Genomic DNA, 16,809 nt, shown 5'->3' on the forward strand with positions numbered 1-16,809 from the left:
GCCGGCCGTCCGAGCCGGCACCGTCGACACAGACAATGGATGGAGACCCTATGTCCTGGCAATTTCATACGACCCACGCGCTGCGTGCCGCAGCCTTCGGCCTGGCCTGCCTGGCAGGCACGGGCGCCGCACTGGCGCAGACCTATCCCGCGCAGCCGATCCGCATGGTGGTGCCTTACGCACCGGGCGGAACCACCGACATCATCGCCAGGCAACTGGCGCAGCGCATGTCCGAGAAGCTGGGCCAGCCGGTGGTGGTGGAAAACAAGAGCGGCGCCAATACCGTGATCGGCGCCGACGCGGTGGCCAAGGCGCAGCCCGACGGCTACACGCTGCTGCTGACCAACGATGCCACCTTCGTGCTCAACCCGGTGGTGCTGCCGTCGGTGTCGTACAACGTCGCGCGCGACTTTGCCCCGGTGGCGACGATCGGCTACGTGCCGCTCGTCATGGCCGTCTCGGGCAGCCTGCCGGTGGACAGCGTCAAGGACCTGGCCGCATATGCCAAGGGCCGTCCGCAAGCCCTCAGCTACGGCTCGTTCGGCAGCGGCAGCCAGCCGCACCTGATGGGCGCGCTGTTCAACAAGCTGGCCGGCACCGACCTGGTCCACGTGCCGTACAAGGGCTCGGCGCCGGCGGTGGCAGACGTCGTCGGCGGCCAGATCCTGATGACCTTCCCGGCGCTGCCGACGATCCAGAGCTTTGTTGCGGCAAAGAAACTCAAGGTGCTCGCCGTCAGCGGCGACAAGCGCACGCGCGCGCTGCCGCAGGTGCCCACCTTTGCCGAGGCCGGCTACAAGGACATGGACATCTCGGCCGTCTACGGCGTGCTGGCCCCGGCCAAGGTGCCGCGCGCGGTGGTCGACAAGCTGAACGCCACCATCCGCGAGATCCTGGACGACAAGGACTTCGTCGAGAAGCACTTCGCCGCGCAGGGGATGGTGCCGATGAAGCTGAGCCCGGCGCAGTTCTCGCAGTACATCGAGACGCAGACGCGCCAGACGCGCAAGCTGGTCGAGCTGTCCGGCGTCAGGGTCGAGTAGGGGGGCGGGCCATGATCAACACAAGCAACGCGCACGCGGTGCAATCACCGCGGCTTGGATGGATCGGCGTTGGTGCCATGGGCCGACCGATGTGCCTGAACCTGCTGAAAGCCGGCTACCGGCTCACGGTCTTTGACCGCGTGCCGGCGCAGTGCGAGGCGGTGGCCGCCGCAGGGGCGGCAGTGGCGCCTGCCGCGCAGGCACTGGTGGCGGACTCGGATGTGGTGTTCTCAACGATCTTTGACGATGGCGGGCTGCGCGACCTGTTCCTGGCCTCCGGCGGCGTTGCCGGCGCCGCGACGGCGGACAAGGTCTTTGTCGACATGAGCACGGTCTCGCCCGATGCCTCGGCAGAGGTGGCTGCCGCGCTCGCGCGGCGCGGCGCCGCTTTTCTGCGCGCGCCGGTGTCGGGCACGGTATCGCTGGCGGCGAGCGCGCAGCTGAGCTGTTTCGTATCCGGGCCGCGGCCGGCCTTCGACGCGGTGCAGCCCGTCCTCGCGTGCCTGACCGCGCGCCAGTCATACGTGGGCGGCGCGGACGAGGCCCGCGTCATCAAGCTGATGATCAACATGATGGTGTTCATGAGCACCGCGGTGATCGGCGAGGGGCTGGCCTTCGGCGCGCGCGCCGGGCTGGACCGCGCGCTGATGGTCGATGCGATCAACGACAGCATCGTCGGCAGCGCCCACTACCGCACCAAGGCAGAGCAGCTCAAGCAGCGCGACTACGCCGCCGTCGGCCCGATCTCGCTGGTGGTGAAGGACCTCGACCTGGCATTGGCGGTGGCCCGCGACAACGCGGTCGCGCTGCCGATGTCGTCGCTGGTGCGGCAATACCTGGCGCTGATGCAGCAGCGCCGGCAGGGCCATCTCGACATCGCCGCGCTGGCCGATGTGCTCGAGTGGGCAGGCGTGCCCGGCGCAGTGTAATCGGGCCAACCCGATACCTACAACAAGGACGGAGACATGAACCACAACCCGATCACCCGGGCGCCGCGCGCCCTGTTTGCCGCCGCCGGGCTTGCCCTGGTCCTGGCGATGCCGCCGGTGCTGGCCCAGGGCACGCCCGGCGCCGAACCGGTCCGCATCGGCGGCCTGTTCTCGATCACCGGCGGCCTTGCCGCCGTGGGCCAGGCCGAGCGCGAAGGCGCGCTGCTGGCGCAGAAGGTCGTCAATGCCCGTGGGGGTATTGGCGGGCGGCCGCTGGAAATGATTGTCGAAGACGACGGCTCCAGCCCGGATTCCGCCGTCGCCAAGGCGAACGCGCTGCTCCATACGCACAAGGTTCGCGCCATCGTCGGGCCATCGGGCATTGCCCAGACGGTTGCCATCGGCGGCATCACACAGGCGCAGAAGGTGCCACTGTTCTCGTTCTCGGGACTGGGGCCCGCGGTGGAGCGCGAACGCCATTGCGTGTTCCACCTGACGCCGTCGCAGGAGCTCAACGCGCGTGCCGTGCTGGCCTATGCGCGCGACAACGGCCTGAAGCGCGTCGGCGTGCTGCATGACTCGGGCTACGGGCAGGTGGTATGGACCAGCCTGAAGACGCTGGATCGCGAGTACGGCGTCAGCTTCATACAGGTGGAGAAGTTCGAGATCGCCGCCACCGATGTCACCACGCAGGCGGCCAAGATCAAGGCGGCCAAGCCGGATGCCATCATCGTCATCTCGACCTCGCCCGCGCCGTTCCGCAACGTGCGCCAGCTGAAGGTCGGCGTTCCCGTCATCTCCGTGCATGGCACGGCTACCTACGAGACCGTCAAGGCCATGGGCGAGGCCGCGGACAACATCATCCATCCCGAGTTCATCGTGTCCGAAGACCCGCTGCCGGGACAGAAGGAATTCGTCGAGGCCTTCCGCAAGGAGTACGGCAAGCTGCCCAAGCATTTCTCGGCGGTGGGCTGGGATGCGGTCATGGCCCTGGCCGCGGGCCTGAAGGCGGCCGGTGCCGATGCGCCGGGCGACAAGCTGTGCAGCGCGTTGCGCCGGCCTTACCAGGGCGTCACCAGCGGCTACGACTTCGCCGCGCCCGACATGGGCGGCATGACGCTGGCCGGCTTCACGTACTCGAAGCTGCAGAACGGCCGGTTCGAGCGGCTGCCCTACAAGGCCAAACCATAGCCTGCGACGCTCGCGGGAAAGGAGCTGGTATGTCCACTACCCTCGTATTCCAGGCGATCCTGTCCGGGATCACCAATGGCTTTGTCTACGCGCTGATCGGCGTGGGCATGGCCATCATCTTCAAGGGCACGCGCATCGTCAATGCGATGCAGGGCGAGTTCGCGGTGATCGGCGCGCTGGTGGCGGTGTTCGCGCTGAAGGCGCTGGGCCTGCCATATGCGTTGGCGATTGCCGGCGGCATTGCCGCCGGTGCCGTCAGCGGCCTGGCCATCGACGTGCTGTTCGTGCGGCCGATGCTGCGCCGCGGCGCCGGCGAAGAGAGCTTCCTGCTGCTGACCATTGGCCTGGCCTTTGCGCTGTCGGCCGCGGCGCTCTACTTCGGCGGCCGGGATTCGCACCTGCTGCCGGCGCTCGGCGGGGAGGGGGTGGTGGAGCTGTTCGGCGCTACCACGCCCGTGCATGCGCTGGCGCTGACCGGCATTGCGGTGCTGCTGGTCGGTGCGCTGCGCCTGTTCTACACCAGGACCCTGGCGGGCCTGGCCATGACCGCTGCCTCGCTCGATCCGGATGGCGCCACCACCACCGGCATCAACGTGCGCCGCATGCGCACGTACACGTTCCTGCTCGGCGGCGGGTTCGGCGCGATCGCCGGCGTGCTGGTCACGCCGCTGCTGTCGATGAACTACCAGATGGGCATCGGCCTCACGCTGAAGGGCTTTGCCGCGGCCATTCTCGGCGGCCTGGGCAATCCGCTCGGGGCCGTGGCGGGAGGCCTGCTGCTCGGCCTGGCGGAATCGCTGGCGGTGGTGGGTTTCCCGTCTGGCTATCGCGACGTGATCGCGCTGTCGATCCTGATCGTCATCATGATTCTGCTGCCCAACGGCGTGCTGGGCCGGGCCGGGCGCAAGGGAGGATAACCATGAACCCGTCACGCGCGTTCATCCTGGCTGGCGTGTTGCTGTGGGTGGCGGCCGGGCAGCTGCTGTCGCGGCACCACGTCGACCTGCTCAACTTCGCCGCCATCCTGGCCGTGGGCGGCCTCGGCGTGGGCCTGCTGCTGGGGCAGTGCGGCATCGTCAATCTGGCGCAGGCCTCGTTCTACGGCATCGGCGCATATGCCTCGGCGTACTGCACCACGGCGCTGGGCTGGCCGGCGTTGGCCGGTGCGGCCGCCGGACTCGTCATTAGCGCCGCGCTGGCTGCGGCCATCGGCGTGCCGGTGCTGCGCCTGGGCGGCTTCTTCCTGGCGCTGGCGACGCTGGCGGTGGGAAGCATCGCCAACGTGCTGTTCTTCGAGTGGGACTGGCTGACCGGCGGCACGCTGGGAATCGGCGGCATTCCCAAGCTGTCCTGGTTCGGCTATGTGCTGGACACCCCGGAGCGCTACTACTACTTCGTCTGGCCGCTGCTCGCGGTGCTGCTGTGGCTGGTCGACAACCTGGTCAAGGGCCGCCCGGGCCTGGCCATGCGGGCGATGCGTGATGCCGCGCCGGCGGCGCAGGTGCTGGGCGTGGACATGCACCGGCTGAAGACCTCGATGTTCGTGCTGTCGGCCATGCTGGGCTCGCTGGCCGGGACCTTGTTTGCCCACTATGTGTCGTTCGTCAGCGTGCAGAGCTTTACGGTGGAGCGCTCCATCGTGTTTCTGCTGGTGCCGGTGGTGGCGGGTGCCCGCTCCACCTATGGCGTGATCCTTGGTGCGCTGTTCGTCTCGCTCGTGCCGGAACTGCTGAGCGGGTTGGGGGATTTCCACCAGGTGCTGTTCGGCGCGGTGCTGGTGCTGGTGGTCACGCTGATGCCCGGCGGGATGACGGGCGGCATCGCTGGTGCGCTGCAGCGCATGCGCGGACTGAAGGCGGCAAGTTGACATCCTCCCCTCCCGAAAGGGAGGAGATTCCCTCTGCAGGCGATCGATGTCCCGATCGGGCAAGGACATTTAGCGCAGCGTTCACATCGCGATCATGTACAGCACCGCATCCACTGCATACCCACTGCCTTATTCCAAGGTCTGCGATACCTTTCGGCGTCTCCGGCGGCATCGCGTCGCACGAAGAACAAACCTGGGTGGTGAAACGTTCGTCGACTTCCTCGTACCACGCGCCATGCACAATCGCCTTGTACGCGAGCATTGTGCGGAAGGACGACCAGCCCGCATCGAGGACGGACTTCGCCACGCTGGTCTTGGCGAGGCCGGCGGCGTTCACATTCCCCACCGCGATGTAGTCGAAGTCCCGCACGATGCGATGCGAGAGCTTGTGCAGAAAGTCACGCCGCCCATTTTTGATGCGCGCGTCGAGGTTCGTGGCCTGTCGTTTCTTGCGCGCACGCTGCGCCTTGGCCAGCGCTTGCTCGAGTCGGCCAAGGTGGCGCGGATTCTCGACCTTTTCGCCGGTGGACAGCGGGGCAAGGTCCTTCAAGCCAAGATCGATGCCGACGCCGCGTTCCGGGGGGCGGGCCTGGGTGTCGGCAACTTCAATCACGATGTTCAGGAACCAGTTGCCTCGCGCATCGCGGGAGAAATTGGTGCCGTCCTTGATCTTGCCCTCGGGAAGGGGGCGGAAGCTGAACACGCGAAACGTGTTGCCGGCAAAGCGGAATCCGTCGCCCGAGCGCTTGAGATCCCGGCCCTTGAGCGGTGCCCAACCGAGCGACTTGCGGCCGCGATAGCGCAGGCACGGCCGGCGGTGCTGGCTACGCGACTTGGCGTACTGCTCGCAAACCGCGTTGATTGTGCCGGAATGGATACGGAGTTCCTTGCTGCTGCCGGTCGTCAGCACGTTCAGATCGAAACCCGTGGGCCACTTCTTGCCCCATTTGAGCGCGTGCTTCTGCGTGTCATTGCAGAAGTTCCAGACGTAGTTCACCGCGCGGCTCTGCTGATTGAGCAGGCCGTTCAGCGACTTCACCCGGTAGCGATAGACCAGAGGCATGCCGGTCATTCTAATTTGGGATTGCTTGCTGCCGGCAGCACTCCTTTCACTCCCCGCCCTGAAGGGCGAGGTTTTTCGGAGCAAGTCTGATGAACCATCCCGTTCCTGCTTTTGGCGCGGCGCCACAAGCCGTGCGCCCGGCGCAGGCATTACTGCGCCTCGACGCGGTCGCGCACAGCTTCGGCGGGCTGGAGGTGCTGCGCAATGTCAGCTTCGACGTGCCGGCCGGCCATATCGTCGGCCTGATCGGTCCGAACGGCAGCGGCAAGACCACCTGCTTCAATATCGTCTCCGGCTTTCTGCGCCCGAAGGGGGGCAAGGTGTCGCTGGCGGGGCGGGACATCACCGCCGACACCGTCCAGCAGCGCAGCCGCGCCGGCCTGGTGCGCACCTTCCAGACGCCACAGGTGTTCGAGCACATGACCGTGCTCGAGAACCTGATGGCAGGCTGCCACAAGGCCACCCACGCTGGCGTGCTGCAGGCGATGCTGCGCACGCCGGCGTCGCGCCGCGAGCTGGCGGCCATGCACGACGCCGCGCTGGCATGCGCCGGCAAATTCGGGCTGGAGCGCTTGCTGCAGCACCGGGCCGGCACCCTCCCGGCGGGCCAGCGGCGCATCGTCGAACTGGCGCGTGCCTGCATCGGCAATCCGGAACTGCTGTTGCTGGACGAGCCGTCGTCGGGGCTGAACAGCGAAGAGATCGAACTGCTGCGCGCATGGATCGTGCGCCTGCACCAGGAGGGCATGACCATCCTGCTGGTCTCGCACGACATGGGGCTGATGACGATCTGCGGTACGGCCCATGTCCTCTATTACGGTGAAATCATCGCCAGCGGGGCGCTGCACGAGGTGCAGGCCGATCCGCGCGTGCGTGAAGCCTATCTGGGAGTCTGACCATGCTCAACGTGAAAGGCCTGCGCGCCGGTTACGGCGCGGTGCCGGTGCTGCACGATGTCGACATGACGGTCGCGCCGGGCGAGGCGGTGGCGGTGGTGGGCGCCAACGGCGCCGGCAAGACCGCGCTGGTGCGCACGCTGGCCGGCCTGATCCGGCCGATGGCCGGCAGCATCGTCAAGGACGGGGCGGAGATCGGCCATGTCCCCGGGCATCGCCGCTTCAGGCATGGCATCGGCGTAGTGCTGGAAAACCGCAACCTGTTTGCCGAGCTGTCGGTGCGCGACAACCTGCGCCTGGCCGAGCAGGCCGGCAAGCGCGCCCGCGGCGGCGCGCTGCGCTACACCTATGACGATGTATGCGATCTGTTTGCGCTGCTGCGCGAACGTGCCGACAGCGCGGTCGGGCTGCTGTCCGGGGGGCAGCAGCAGATGGTGGCGATCGCGCGCGCGCTGTTGCTCCAGCCCGACCTGCTGATCATGGATGAACTCACCACCGGCCTGGCGCCCCGCATCGTCAAGGAGATCCTGGCGGTGCTGAACCAGCTGCGCGCGCGCGGGCTGAGCATCTTGCTGGTCGAACAAAGCGTGGCGATCGCCGCGGACATGACGGATCGCGCCTACGTGCTGTCAGTGGGGCGCGTGATCCATGAAGTCCGGCGCGGCGAATGGCAGGCGCTGCTGAACGACAAGACCCTGGTGAAGGCTTACCTTCATGGCTGACCTGGAGACCACGACGATGGCATCGGGCGAACCCGCGGACCTTGCCGCACTCACGCAAGCCGATCAGGCGCGCTATCGCGCCATGCTGTCCGGCGACCTGGCTGCGCTCGATGCCCTGTTGGCCGACGAGCTTTCCTATACGCACTCCTCGGCATTGCGCGAGAGCAAGGCGGAGTACCTTGGCTCGATCCGCAGCGGGCGGGTGCGCTACCTGCAAGCGAGCCTGGCGGAGGTGGGGCAGGCGGTCTACGGCGACATGGCCGTGATGCAGGGCAAGGCCCTGCTCAGGGCCGTGGTCGACGGGACGGAGCGCACGCTCGACAACCGCTTTCTCAGCGTGTGGAGGCGCCATCAGGGCGCGTGGCAGATGCTGGCCTGGGCCTCGACGCCGATGCCGGCCGCGAGCGCGCCGCCCGTGCCCGTAGCCTCTTGACGGCAGCATGCGGAGCAGCACCGATGGACCCGGACGACACGTACGTCATCATCCATTGCCCGGACCATGCCGACGCGCTGCCGCGCCGGCTGGCAAGCCATGACGCGCACCGCAGCGCGACACTTGCCACCCTGGGGCTGAACCTGAATGTTCATGTCCATATCTCGCAGAACTGCCACCCCACTTAAGTTGGGGGTTTGTGCCACGAAAATCAGGGCCCGTTTTTCCCCGCTTGTTATAGATTGTTAAGACATATAAGAGCGTGGGTTTCGCATAGAACCCCAGCCAATAAGTGCACTATTAGCATCAGTCGTTGGTGACGGCCGTTCAGCCGCATGGTTGCCATCGACATCCGGGGGGAAACAATCTTGCGCCAGACGCTTGCGCGCGCGCTGCGTCCGCTTGGACGCCTTGGGTCGCGCACCATCACCGCGGGCACCTTGCTGCTTGGCGTGATGACGACGGCTGTCGTCTATGCGTTCTGCACCGACCTGCTTGAGAAGGACGTCCGCCTGCGTTTTGAGAACGATACCGGCGACGTGATCCAGCAGATCGATACACGGATCCGCCTCTATACCGATGTTCTGGTGACCATGCAGGCGCTGTTCGGCGCCAGCGACCATGTCTCGCGCGGCGAGTTTCGCGATTTCGTCAGCGGCTTGAACCTGCCGCAGCGCTATCCCGGTTTCCAGACGCTGAACTACGCGCCCTACGTGCCGGCGGCCGAGATCGACGCCTTTGTCGCCCGGCAGCGCAGCGATCCGATCCTGCGCGAGGCCGGCGTGACGTTCAACGTCCGCCCTCCCGGCCAGCGGCCGGGGCATTTCGTGCTGACCTATGTCGAACCGCTCGCCCTCAACCTGGCGTCGATCGGCATCGACATGGGCGCCGAGCCACGCCGCCTGGCCGCGCTGGAACGCGCGCGCGATACCGGGCAGCCAGTCAGCAGCGGGCGCCTGATCTTCAGCGAGGCAAAGAACCCGCATGTGGGCATCGCGCTGCGCCTGCCGGTGTACCGCAAGGTGCCCGACCTGGATTCCGTGGAAGCGCGCCGGCGCGCCTATGTCGGCTCGGTTGGCGCGGGGATCCGGGTGGACGACCTGCTGAAGGACCTGGTCAGCAATGAGAACCTGCGCCGGATCCGGTTCCGCGTGCATGATGCCGGAGACTTCGCGCAGGCGGCGGTTCCGCTCTCTGCAGCCAACCTGCTCTATGACAGCGTGACCGGCCTGGCGGCCAGGGAACGCAGCCGGGTTGCTGGCGGCAGCACCGTCCACGCCAGTGCCGCGCATGGCGCGACCGCACTGGCGGACGCCCAGGCGGCCCCGGGCCAGCATGACCTGGCCAAGAGCGTGGTGCGGAATTTCGGCGGACGGCGCTGGGTGATTGCGTTTGCTGCCGATGCCAAGGCCATCAGTGGTCCGCAGCGCTACCTGCCGGGGCTGGTGGTGATTTCCGGCCTGATCATCAGCGTGCTGCTGGGGTGGCTGGCCTACGCGTTGTCGAGTTCGCGCGCGCGCGCCGTGGCCGTGGCCGACCAGATGACGCACAGCCTGCGCGACAGCCAGGCCGCGCTTGCCGAGGCGCAGCAGATTGCCCACCTGGGCGACTGGCGCATCGACCTGGACCAGGACATCGCGCACTTTTCCCAGGAAATGGCGCGCCTGCTAGGCTTGCGCGGCGACAAGCCGACTCCGGAAGCGCTGTTCCAGGCGATCGACGCCGGCCATCGCGCCGTGCTGCGGGAAAGGATGCGGACAGCCCTGCAGGATCGCCAGCCGTTCGAGTTCGAGTGCCCGTACCGGTCGCGGCGCGGACGCCGGGGCTGGCTGCACCTGATCGGCCACGCGCATGGAGCGGCGGACAGCGCAGTGCTGCGGGGCACCGCGCAGGACATCAGCCAGCGCAGGTCCGCCGAGCAGGCCAGGACGCAGGAACACCAGATTGCCCTGCACCTGGCCACCGCCACCAGCGAGATCGAGGTGTTGGAGGGGATTGTCCACACGCTGCTCGAAGGCATGGACTGGGAGGCCGGTGCCTTCTGGCCGGGCGATGACTGCCAGGGGCTGAAGCTGCCGCCGGTCTACCTGGCCCGCGTCAAGACGCTGCAGCCGTGGCTCGCCGAGCGCCCTGCAGGGCCGGCCGGCGCCGCGGTCTTGCCGGCGCCGCAATGGTATGCAAGCCGCAGCGCGATGGCCCGGCATCCGCAAGCCAGGTGGCTCGACGCGGGCGGTATCCGGACGGTGTTCGCCTTCCCGCTGAGCCGGGGCCACGTGAGCCTCGGCGTGGTCGAACTCTATTCCCGCAGCAAGCGCAGCCCCGATACGCATGCGCTCGCGATGGCGAGCGGCATTGCCAATCAGACCGGGCACTTCCTGCTGCGGCGCCAGGCCGAGGAAAACCTGCGCTTCATCGCCAATCACGATGCCCTTACCGGGCTGCCCAACCGCCTCATGTTCAAGGCCGAGTTCGAGCAGGCGCTGACCCGTGCCCGCGCCAGCGGCCAGGCCCTGCATGTCATCTTCGTGGACCTGGACGAATTCAAGGTCGTGAACGACACCATCGGCCACAATGCCGGCGACATCGTGCTGCGCGAGATGGCCGACCGGTTGCGCGGCAGCCTGGAGGAGGTGGAGCTGATCACCCGCTTCGGCGGCGATGAATTCGTCGTGCTGCTGGACCCCAAGGGCGATTCGACGATCCTGGACCGGACCATTGCCCGGATCCAGGCTGCGCTCGCGCCAGGCTTCGTCGTCAACGAGTCGGAACTGCGCATGACGGCAAGCATCGGCATCAGTTCCTTCCCCGAGGACGGCAGCGACTGGCAGACCCTGCTCAAGCATGCCGACCTGGCCATGTATGGTGCCAAGCAGCTCGGCAAGAACGGCTACCAGTTCTACTGCCGGGGCATGAGCGCGTCGCTGCAGCGGCGCATCGACATGGAGTCGCACCTGCACCGCGCGCTCGAGCAGGACGAATTCATCCTCTACTACCAGCCGCGCATTGCGCTCGCGTCGGGAGCGTGCACGGCGGTCGAGGCACTGATCCGCTGGCGCCACCCGGAACTCGGCCTGGTCATGCCCGGAGATTTCATTCCCTTCGCGGAGCAGAGCGGCGCCATTGTCGAGATCGGTGCCTGGGCCCTGCGCGAAGCGTGCCGGCAGAATGCCGCATGGCGCGCGCAGGGACTGCCGCCGGTGCGTGTTTCAGTCAATCTTTCGGCACGGCAGTTCGCCGACAAGTCGCTCAGGCTGACCATCATCGATGCCCTGCGGCAAGCCGGGCTGCCCGGCAACCTGCTGGAGCTTGAACTCACCGAGAGCATGGTCATGCGCGATGCCGAACAGGCGTCCAGCTGGCTCTCGCGCCTGAAGCGCACCGGTGTCCGGCTGGCGATCGACGACTTCGGCACTGGCTACTCCTCGCTCGCCTACCTGAGCCGCTTCCCGATCGATACGGTCAAGATCGACGGCAGCTTCGTCCGCTACATACCGGAAAGCCGCAGCGACACGCAGATTACCAGCGCGGTGATCGGCCTTGGCCACCGGCTTGGCCTCGAAGTGGTCGCCGAAGGCGTGGAAAACGAGGTGCAACTCGAGTTCCTGCGCCGCGAAGGCTGCGACGAAGTGCAGGGCTACTACTTCAGCCATCCGCTGCCGCCGGCGAAGATCACTGCCTTCCTGGCCAGCCGCATGGAGAACGGTCCCGCTCTCGAGCATGGACCGCAACCGATGCGCGCCTGACTGCCCGTCAGTCCGGTGCGTGCTTAAGCAGTCCAATAACAGGGAGCTAGATCATGCAGGACCGTACTATTGAAATCATGTGGCAGGCCATCGACGCCCTGGACTTTTCCAGGATGAAGGCCAAGCTGCTGCATCAGAAGCATGCGCATTGGTCGCCGGAATCGCTGGAGCAGGCGGAGAGCGGCTACCGGCAATTCCTCAAGCTGGCGGCGAAGCATCCGGACACGCCCGCCGTCCCCAGCGAGCAGGTGGATGCCTTCTGGCATGCCCACATCCTGGACACCAGGCGCTATGCGAGCGATTGCGAGCGCATCTTCGGCTATGTCCTTCACCATGACCCCTACGTTGGCATCGACGGTCCGGAGGACGAGGCCCGCCTCCTGCAAATGGCCGCTGCGAGCGATGCGCTGAGCATGCGCGAATTCGGCAGCCCGCTGACGTCTGCCGCATATTGTGCCCGGGCAGCGGCCGACGAGCCCGCGTACTGCGCACGCATTGCCAGGACGGAGGCACCGGCGTACTGCGCACGCATGGCCAAGGCGGAAGAGGCCGCGTACTGCGCACGCATGGCCAAGGCGGAAGAGGCCGCGTACTGTGCACGCATCGCCAGGACGGACGAACCTGCGTACTGCGCGCGCATGGCCAGGGCGGAAGAGCCCGCGTATTGCGCACGTATCGCCAGGGCGGAAGAGCCGGCGTACTGCGCCCGCATTGCCACGGCCGGCGCCCCCGCATACTGCGCACTGGCTTCGCCCCAGGCCGCGGCCTGCTGAAGGCCTGCATTCGTGGCCGGGCGGGCGTCGTCAGCCTGGCCACGTTGCCCACGCCGGCCCTCCCGGTTGCCGCGAGGCACAGGTGCTGCATCGCGCATTGGCCGCGGCACCCATGAAATGAAAAATTTCATTTCTGAAATTCGTTAGGCCTGCCTCGGAAGAAAATCTTCTGCCAAATCAAAGGGATGGTGCATGAACCGGCCGTGGCCCGGTTCTTGCGGCAGCAGGACGGGACGGGCGCGTATTTCATCGTGCCTGCAAACCTGCCGTCGCCCTGCATCGCGCTGCGTCGTGGGCAGGCGAACCTGGTCTTGATGAGGAAGGCACCACGATGTACTACGGAAGAATCGGAGCCCGCGCGCACAGCCGCGAGCTTGCCGGGGACGGCGATCAGCCACTTGCCGGCCAGAACCGAAGCGAGCATGGCGATCGGGACCAGCAGTCGCCAAAGCGGGCCAACTGGGCGTGGGCCGCTGCATCGGCGCACTATGACTGGATGGACTCGCACGTCCCATTTGCCCAATACGACTAGCAGCCCGGGCAAGCCTTGCGCCCGTGCTGCATCCCCGATCACCTGATCCTGCCGTGGCGGTTGCGCGCGGCTGGTTCGCTTCCCTGCATCCCATGGACTACGCCCCTATCCGCTCCCTGCTGATTGCCAACCGTTCCGAGATCGCGATCCGCGTGATGCGCGCGGCCGCCGAGATGAACGTGCGCACGGTGGCAATCTATTCGAAGGAAGACCGGCTTGCGCTCCATCGCTTCAAGGCCGATGAGAGCTACCTGGTCGGCGAGGGCAAGAAGCCACTGGCGGCTTACCTCGACATCGACGATATCCTGCGCATTGCCAGGCAGGCGAAGGTCGACGCCATTCATCCGGGCTATGGCTTCCTTTCAGAGAACCCGGACTTCGCGCAGGCCGTGATCGACGCGGGTATCCGCTGGATCGGCCCGTCGCCCGAGGTCATGCGCAAGCTTGGCAACAAGGTGGCGGCGCGCAACGCGGCGATCGACGCGGGCGTGCCGGTGATGCCGGCAACCGATCCGCTGCCGCATGACCTGGACACGTGCAAGCGCCTCGCCGCCGGCATCGGCTATCCGCTGATGCTCAAGGCAAGCTGGGGCGGCGGCGGACGCGGCATGCGGGTCCTGGAAAGCGAGCAGGACCTTGAGGGGGCGCTCGCCGCGGCGCGGCGCGAGGCGCTGGCTGCGTTCGGCAACGACGAGGTGTATGTCGAGAAGCTGGTGCGCAACGCGCGCCATGTCGAAGTGCAGGTGCTCGGCGACACGCACGGCAACCTCGTGCATCTCTATGAGCGCGACTGTACCGTGCAGCGGCGCAACCAGAAGGTGGTGGAGCGGGCGCCCGCGCCATACCTCGACGATGCCGGCCGGGCCGCGCTGTGCGAATCGGCCCTGCGGCTGATGCGCGCGGTCGGCTACACGCATGCCGGTACGGTCGAGTTCCTGATGGATGCCGACTCCGGCCAGTTCTACTTCATCGAGGTCAATCCGCGCATCCAGGTCGAGCACACGGTCACGGAGATGGTCACCGGGATCGATATCGTCAAGGCGCAGATCCGCGTGACCGAAGGCGGCCATCTCGGCATGACCGAGAACACGCGCAATGAGAACGGCGAGATCGTCGTGCGCGCCGCGGGCGTGCCGGTGCAGGAAGCGATTTCGCTCAACGGTCACGCGCTGCAATGCCGGATCACCACCGAGGACCCGGAGAACGGGTTCCTGCCGGACTACGGCCGCCTCACTGCCTACCGCAGCGCGGCCGGCTTCGGCGTGCGCCTGGACGCCGGCACCGCCTACGGCGGCGCGGTGATCACGCCGTACTACGATTCGCTGCTGGTCAAGGTCACCACCTGGGCGCCGACCGCGCCCGAATCGATCCGGCGCATGGACCGCGCGCTGCGCGAGTTCCGCATCCGCGGCGTCGCGTCCAACCTGCAGTTCCTCGAGAACGTCATCAACCATCCCGCGTTCCGGTCCGGCGACGTCACCACGCGCTTTATCGACCTGACGCCGGAACTGCTGGCGTTCACCAAGCGCCTGGACCGCGCCACCAAGCTGCTGCGCTACCTGGGCGAGGTCAGCGTCAACGGGCACCCGGAGATGAGCGGCCGCACGCTGCCATCGCTGCCGCTGCCCGCACCGGTGCTGCCCGCCTTCGACACCAGCGGCGCGCTGCCCTACGGTACGCGCGACCGGCTGCGCGAGCTGGGCGCGGAGAAGTTCTCGCGCTGGATGCTGGAGCAGAAGCAGGTGCTGCTGACCGATACCACCATGCGCGACGCGCACCAGTCGCTGTTCGCCACGCGCATGCGCACCGCCGACATGCTGCCGATCGCGCCGTTCTATGCGCGCGAACTGCCGCAGCTGTTCTCGCTGGAGTGCTGGGGCGGCGCCACCTTCGACGTGGCGCTGCGCTTCCTCAAGGAAGACCCGTGGCAGCGCCTTGAGCAACTGCGCGAGCGCGTTCCCAACGTGCTGTTCCAGATGCTGCTGCGCGGCTCCAACGCGGTTGGCTACACCAATTATGCGGACAACGTGGTGCGTTTCTTCGTGCGCCAGGCGGCCAGCGCCGGCGTGGATGTGTTCCGCGTGTTCGATTCACTGAACTGGGTGCGCAACATGCGCGTGGCGATCGATGCTGTCGGCGAGAGCGGCGCGCTGTGCGAAGGCGCGATCTGCTATACCGGCGACCTGTTCGACAAGTCGCGCGCCAAATACGACCTGAAGTACTACGTAGGCATCGCGCGCGAGCTGAAGCAGGCCGGCGTGCACGTGCTGGGCATCAAGGACATGGCCGGCATCTGCCGTCCGCAGGCCGCGGCGGCACTGGTCAGGGCGCTCAAGGAAGAGACCGGGCTGCCGGTGCATTTCCATACCCACGATACCAGCGGCATCTCGGCCGCTTCGGCGCTGGCCGCGATCGAGGCCGGCTGCGATGCGGTCGACGGCGCGCTCGACGCCATGAGCGGGCTGACCTCGCAACCCAACCTGTCGAGCATCGCCGCGGCCCTGGCCGGCAGCGAGCGTGATCCCGGCCTCAGCCTGGAGCGCCTGCACGAGGCGTCGATGTACTGGGAAGGGGTGCGCCGCTACTACGCGCCGTTCGAATCCGAAATCCGCGCCGGCACCGCCGACGTGTACCGCCACGAGATGCCCGGCGGCCAGTACACCAACCTGCGCGAGCAGGCGCGCTCGCTCGGCATCGAGCATCGCTGGACCGAGGTGTCGCGGGCCTATGCCGAGGTCAACCAGATGTTCGGCGACATCGTCAAGGTGACGCCGACGTCCAAGGTGGTCGGCGACCTGGCCTTGATGATGGTGGCCAACGACCTGAGCGCCGCCGATGTGTGCGATCCCGCCAGGGAGACTGCCTTCCCTGAATCGGTGGTGTCGCTGTTCAAGGGCGAGCTGGGCTTTCCGCCGGACGGCTTCCCCGCGGAACTGTCGCGCAAGGTGCTGCGCGGCGAGCCGCCCGTGCCGTACCGGCCCGGCGACCAGATCCCGCCGGTCGACCTCGACGCGGCGCGCGCCGCGGCCGAAGCGGCGTGCGAGCAGCCGCTCGACGACCGCCAGCTGGCTTCGTACCTGATGTACCCGAAGCAGGCCGGCGAGTACCACGCGCATGTGCGCAACTACAGCGACACCTCGGTGATACCCACGCCGGCATACCTGTACGGCCTGCAGCCGCAGGAAGAAGTGGCGATCGACATCGCTGCCGGCAAGACCCTGCTGGTCTCGCTGCAAGGCACGCACCCCGATGCCGAAGAGGGTGTCATCAAGGTCCAGTTCGAGCTGAACGGGCAGTCGCGCACCACGCTGGTCGAGCAGCGCAGCACCACGCAAGCGGCGGCAGCGCGCCATGGCCGTCCGGTTGCCGAACCCGACAATCCGCTGCATGTCGCCGCGCCCATGCCGGGCTCGATCGTGACGGTGGCGGTGCAGCCGGGGCAGCGCGTGGCCGCGGGCACGACGCTGCTGGCGCTGGAGGCGATGAAGATGGAAACCCATATCGCGGCGGAGCGGGACTGCGAGATCGCCGCAGTCCATGTTCAGCAGGGGGATCGCGTGGCGGCGAAGGATCTGCTGATCGAACTGAAGGGCTGACGTTGGCCGGCAGGGCGCAGG

Annotated in this window: 14 protein-coding genes; 12 read left to right on the top strand and 2 right to left on the bottom strand. The window is 67.2% G+C overall.

Features of this window, described 5'->3' with window-relative positions; all coding sequences use genetic code 11:
- Positions 1-50 precede the first annotated feature (50 nt).
- From AC3WQZ_RS20970 to AC3WQZ_RS20990, 5 genes are read left to right on the top strand one after another with little or no spacing between them, the layout of a single operon-like run.
- Entirely contained in the window at positions 51-1,043 is a 993-nt protein-coding gene (locus AC3WQZ_RS20970) for a Bug family tripartite tricarboxylate transporter substrate binding protein (RefSeq protein ID WP_010808947.1), read from the top strand.
- A gap of 11 nt (positions 1,044-1,054) precedes the next feature.
- Positions 1,055-1,972: an NAD(P)-dependent oxidoreductase gene (locus AC3WQZ_RS20975; RefSeq protein WP_439668694.1), complete on the top strand. Its 918-nt coding sequence runs from the start codon at positions 1,055-1,057 to the stop codon at positions 1,970-1,972.
- Positions 1,973-2,008: 36 nt separating this feature from the next.
- Positions 2,009-3,163, top strand: coding sequence for an ABC transporter substrate-binding protein (locus AC3WQZ_RS20980; RefSeq protein ID WP_492294173.1), 1,155 nt, complete (start codon positions 2,009-2,011; stop codon positions 3,161-3,163).
- Between the two features lie 29 nt (positions 3,164-3,192).
- Entirely contained in the window at positions 3,193-4,080 is an 888-nt protein-coding gene (locus AC3WQZ_RS20985; protein ID WP_010808944.1) for a branched-chain amino acid ABC transporter permease, read from the top strand.
- 2 nt (positions 4,081-4,082) lie between these two features.
- A complete protein-coding gene (locus tag AC3WQZ_RS20990) occupies positions 4,083-5,030 on the top strand; it encodes a branched-chain amino acid ABC transporter permease (RefSeq protein ID WP_010808943.1) in 948 nt (315 codons plus the stop codon).
- On the opposite strand, the gene AC3WQZ_RS20995 is transcribed toward AC3WQZ_RS20990, so the two are convergent.
- Complete coding sequence (locus tag AC3WQZ_RS20995; RefSeq protein ID WP_246840210.1) at positions 4,951-6,093, bottom strand: RNA-guided endonuclease InsQ/TnpB family protein; 1,143 nt, start codon at positions 6,091-6,093, stop codon at positions 4,951-4,953. The genes AC3WQZ_RS20990 and AC3WQZ_RS20995 overlap by 80 nt on opposite strands.
- Positions 6,094-6,182: 89 nt before the next feature.
- Between AC3WQZ_RS20995 and AC3WQZ_RS21000 the strand changes: the two genes are divergently transcribed.
- From AC3WQZ_RS21000 to AC3WQZ_RS21025, 6 genes are all read left to right on the top strand, one after another.
- Positions 6,183-6,989, top strand: a complete 807-nt coding sequence (locus AC3WQZ_RS21000; protein WP_010808941.1) for an ABC transporter ATP-binding protein — start codon at positions 6,183-6,185, stop codon at positions 6,987-6,989.
- Positions 6,990-6,991: 2 nt separating this feature from the next.
- Positions 6,992-7,711, top strand: coding sequence for an ABC transporter ATP-binding protein (locus AC3WQZ_RS21005; RefSeq protein ID WP_010808940.1), 720 nt, complete (start codon positions 6,992-6,994; stop codon positions 7,709-7,711).
- Positions 7,704-8,144: a nuclear transport factor 2 family protein gene (locus AC3WQZ_RS21010; RefSeq protein ID WP_492301182.1), complete on the top strand. Its 441-nt coding sequence runs from the start codon at positions 7,704-7,706 to the stop codon at positions 8,142-8,144. The genes AC3WQZ_RS21005 and AC3WQZ_RS21010 overlap by 8 nt, the downstream gene beginning before the upstream one ends.
- Before the next feature lie 23 nt (positions 8,145-8,167).
- Positions 8,168-8,332 carry a YciI family protein gene (locus AC3WQZ_RS21015; protein WP_176844228.1) on the top strand — a complete coding sequence of 55 codons (165 nt, stop codon included), beginning with the start codon at positions 8,168-8,170 and terminating at the stop codon, positions 8,330-8,332.
- A gap of 147 nt (positions 8,333-8,479) precedes the next feature.
- Positions 8,480-11,887, top strand: coding sequence for a bifunctional diguanylate cyclase/phosphodiesterase (locus tag AC3WQZ_RS21020; protein WP_492301183.1), 3,408 nt, complete (start codon positions 8,480-8,482; stop codon positions 11,885-11,887).
- 53 nt (positions 11,888-11,940) lie between these two features.
- Entirely contained in the window at positions 11,941-12,660 is a 720-nt protein-coding gene (locus AC3WQZ_RS21025; protein WP_010808936.1) for a glycine-rich domain-containing protein, read from the top strand.
- A 127-nt stretch (positions 12,661-12,787) separates the two neighbouring features.
- Here AC3WQZ_RS21025 and AC3WQZ_RS21030 read toward each other — a convergent pair whose 3' ends face one another.
- Positions 12,788-13,084: a hypothetical protein gene (locus tag AC3WQZ_RS21030; protein WP_439668696.1), complete on the bottom strand. Its 297-nt coding sequence runs from the start codon at positions 13,082-13,084 to the stop codon at positions 12,788-12,790.
- Positions 13,085-13,284: 200 nt separating this feature from the next.
- Here AC3WQZ_RS21030 and AC3WQZ_RS21035 point away from each other — a divergent pair, with 200 nt between their 5' ends.
- A complete protein-coding gene (locus tag AC3WQZ_RS21035) occupies positions 13,285-16,788 on the top strand; it encodes a pyruvate carboxylase (RefSeq protein WP_492301186.1) in 3,504 nt (1,167 codons plus the stop codon).
- The last annotated feature ends 21 nt before the right edge of the window (positions 16,789-16,809 follow it).

The sequence above is a fragment of the Cupriavidus sp. FW305-26 genome (assembly GCF_058787975.1).

What these genes read in the sequence shown, in the direction of transcription:
- AC3WQZ_RS21005 (WP_010808940.1), top strand. Translation starts at nt 6,992, where the DNA reads ATGCTCAACGTGAAAGGCCTGCGCGCCGGTTACGGCGCGGTGCCGGTG.
- AC3WQZ_RS20975 (WP_439668694.1), top strand. Translation starts at nt 1,055, where the DNA reads ATGATCAACACAAGCAACGCGCACGCGGTGCAATCACCGCGGCTTGGA.
- AC3WQZ_RS20980 (WP_492294173.1), top strand. Translation starts at nt 2,009, where the DNA reads ATGAACCACAACCCGATCACCCGGGCGCCGCGCGCCCTGTTTGCCGCC.
- AC3WQZ_RS21020 (WP_492301183.1), top strand. Translation starts at nt 8,480, where the DNA reads ATGGTTGCCATCGACATCCGGGGGGAAACAATCTTGCGCCAGACGCTT.
- AC3WQZ_RS20990 (WP_010808943.1), top strand. Translation starts at nt 4,083, where the DNA reads ATGAACCCGTCACGCGCGTTCATCCTGGCTGGCGTGTTGCTGTGGGTG.
- AC3WQZ_RS21030 (WP_439668696.1), bottom strand. Translation starts at nt 13,084, where the DNA reads ATGCTCGCTTCGGTTCTGGCCGGCAAGTGGCTGATCGCCGTCCCCGGC.
- AC3WQZ_RS21000 (WP_010808941.1), top strand. Translation starts at nt 6,183, where the DNA reads ATGAACCATCCCGTTCCTGCTTTTGGCGCGGCGCCACAAGCCGTGCGC.
- AC3WQZ_RS20995 (WP_246840210.1), bottom strand. Translation starts at nt 6,093, where the DNA reads ATGCCTCTGGTCTATCGCTACCGGGTGAAGTCGCTGAACGGCCTGCTC.
- AC3WQZ_RS21035 (WP_492301186.1), top strand. Translation starts at nt 13,285, where the DNA reads ATGGACTACGCCCCTATCCGCTCCCTGCTGATTGCCAACCGTTCCGAG.
- AC3WQZ_RS20985 (WP_010808944.1), top strand. Translation starts at nt 3,193, where the DNA reads ATGTCCACTACCCTCGTATTCCAGGCGATCCTGTCCGGGATCACCAAT.
- AC3WQZ_RS20970 (WP_010808947.1), top strand. Translation starts at nt 51, where the DNA reads ATGTCCTGGCAATTTCATACGACCCACGCGCTGCGTGCCGCAGCCTTC.
- AC3WQZ_RS21025 (WP_010808936.1), top strand. Translation starts at nt 11,941, where the DNA reads ATGCAGGACCGTACTATTGAAATCATGTGGCAGGCCATCGACGCCCTG.
- AC3WQZ_RS21015 (WP_176844228.1), top strand. Translation starts at nt 8,168, where the DNA reads ATGGACCCGGACGACACGTACGTCATCATCCATTGCCCGGACCATGCC.
- AC3WQZ_RS21010 (WP_492301182.1), top strand. Translation starts at nt 7,704, where the DNA reads ATGGCTGACCTGGAGACCACGACGATGGCATCGGGCGAACCCGCGGAC.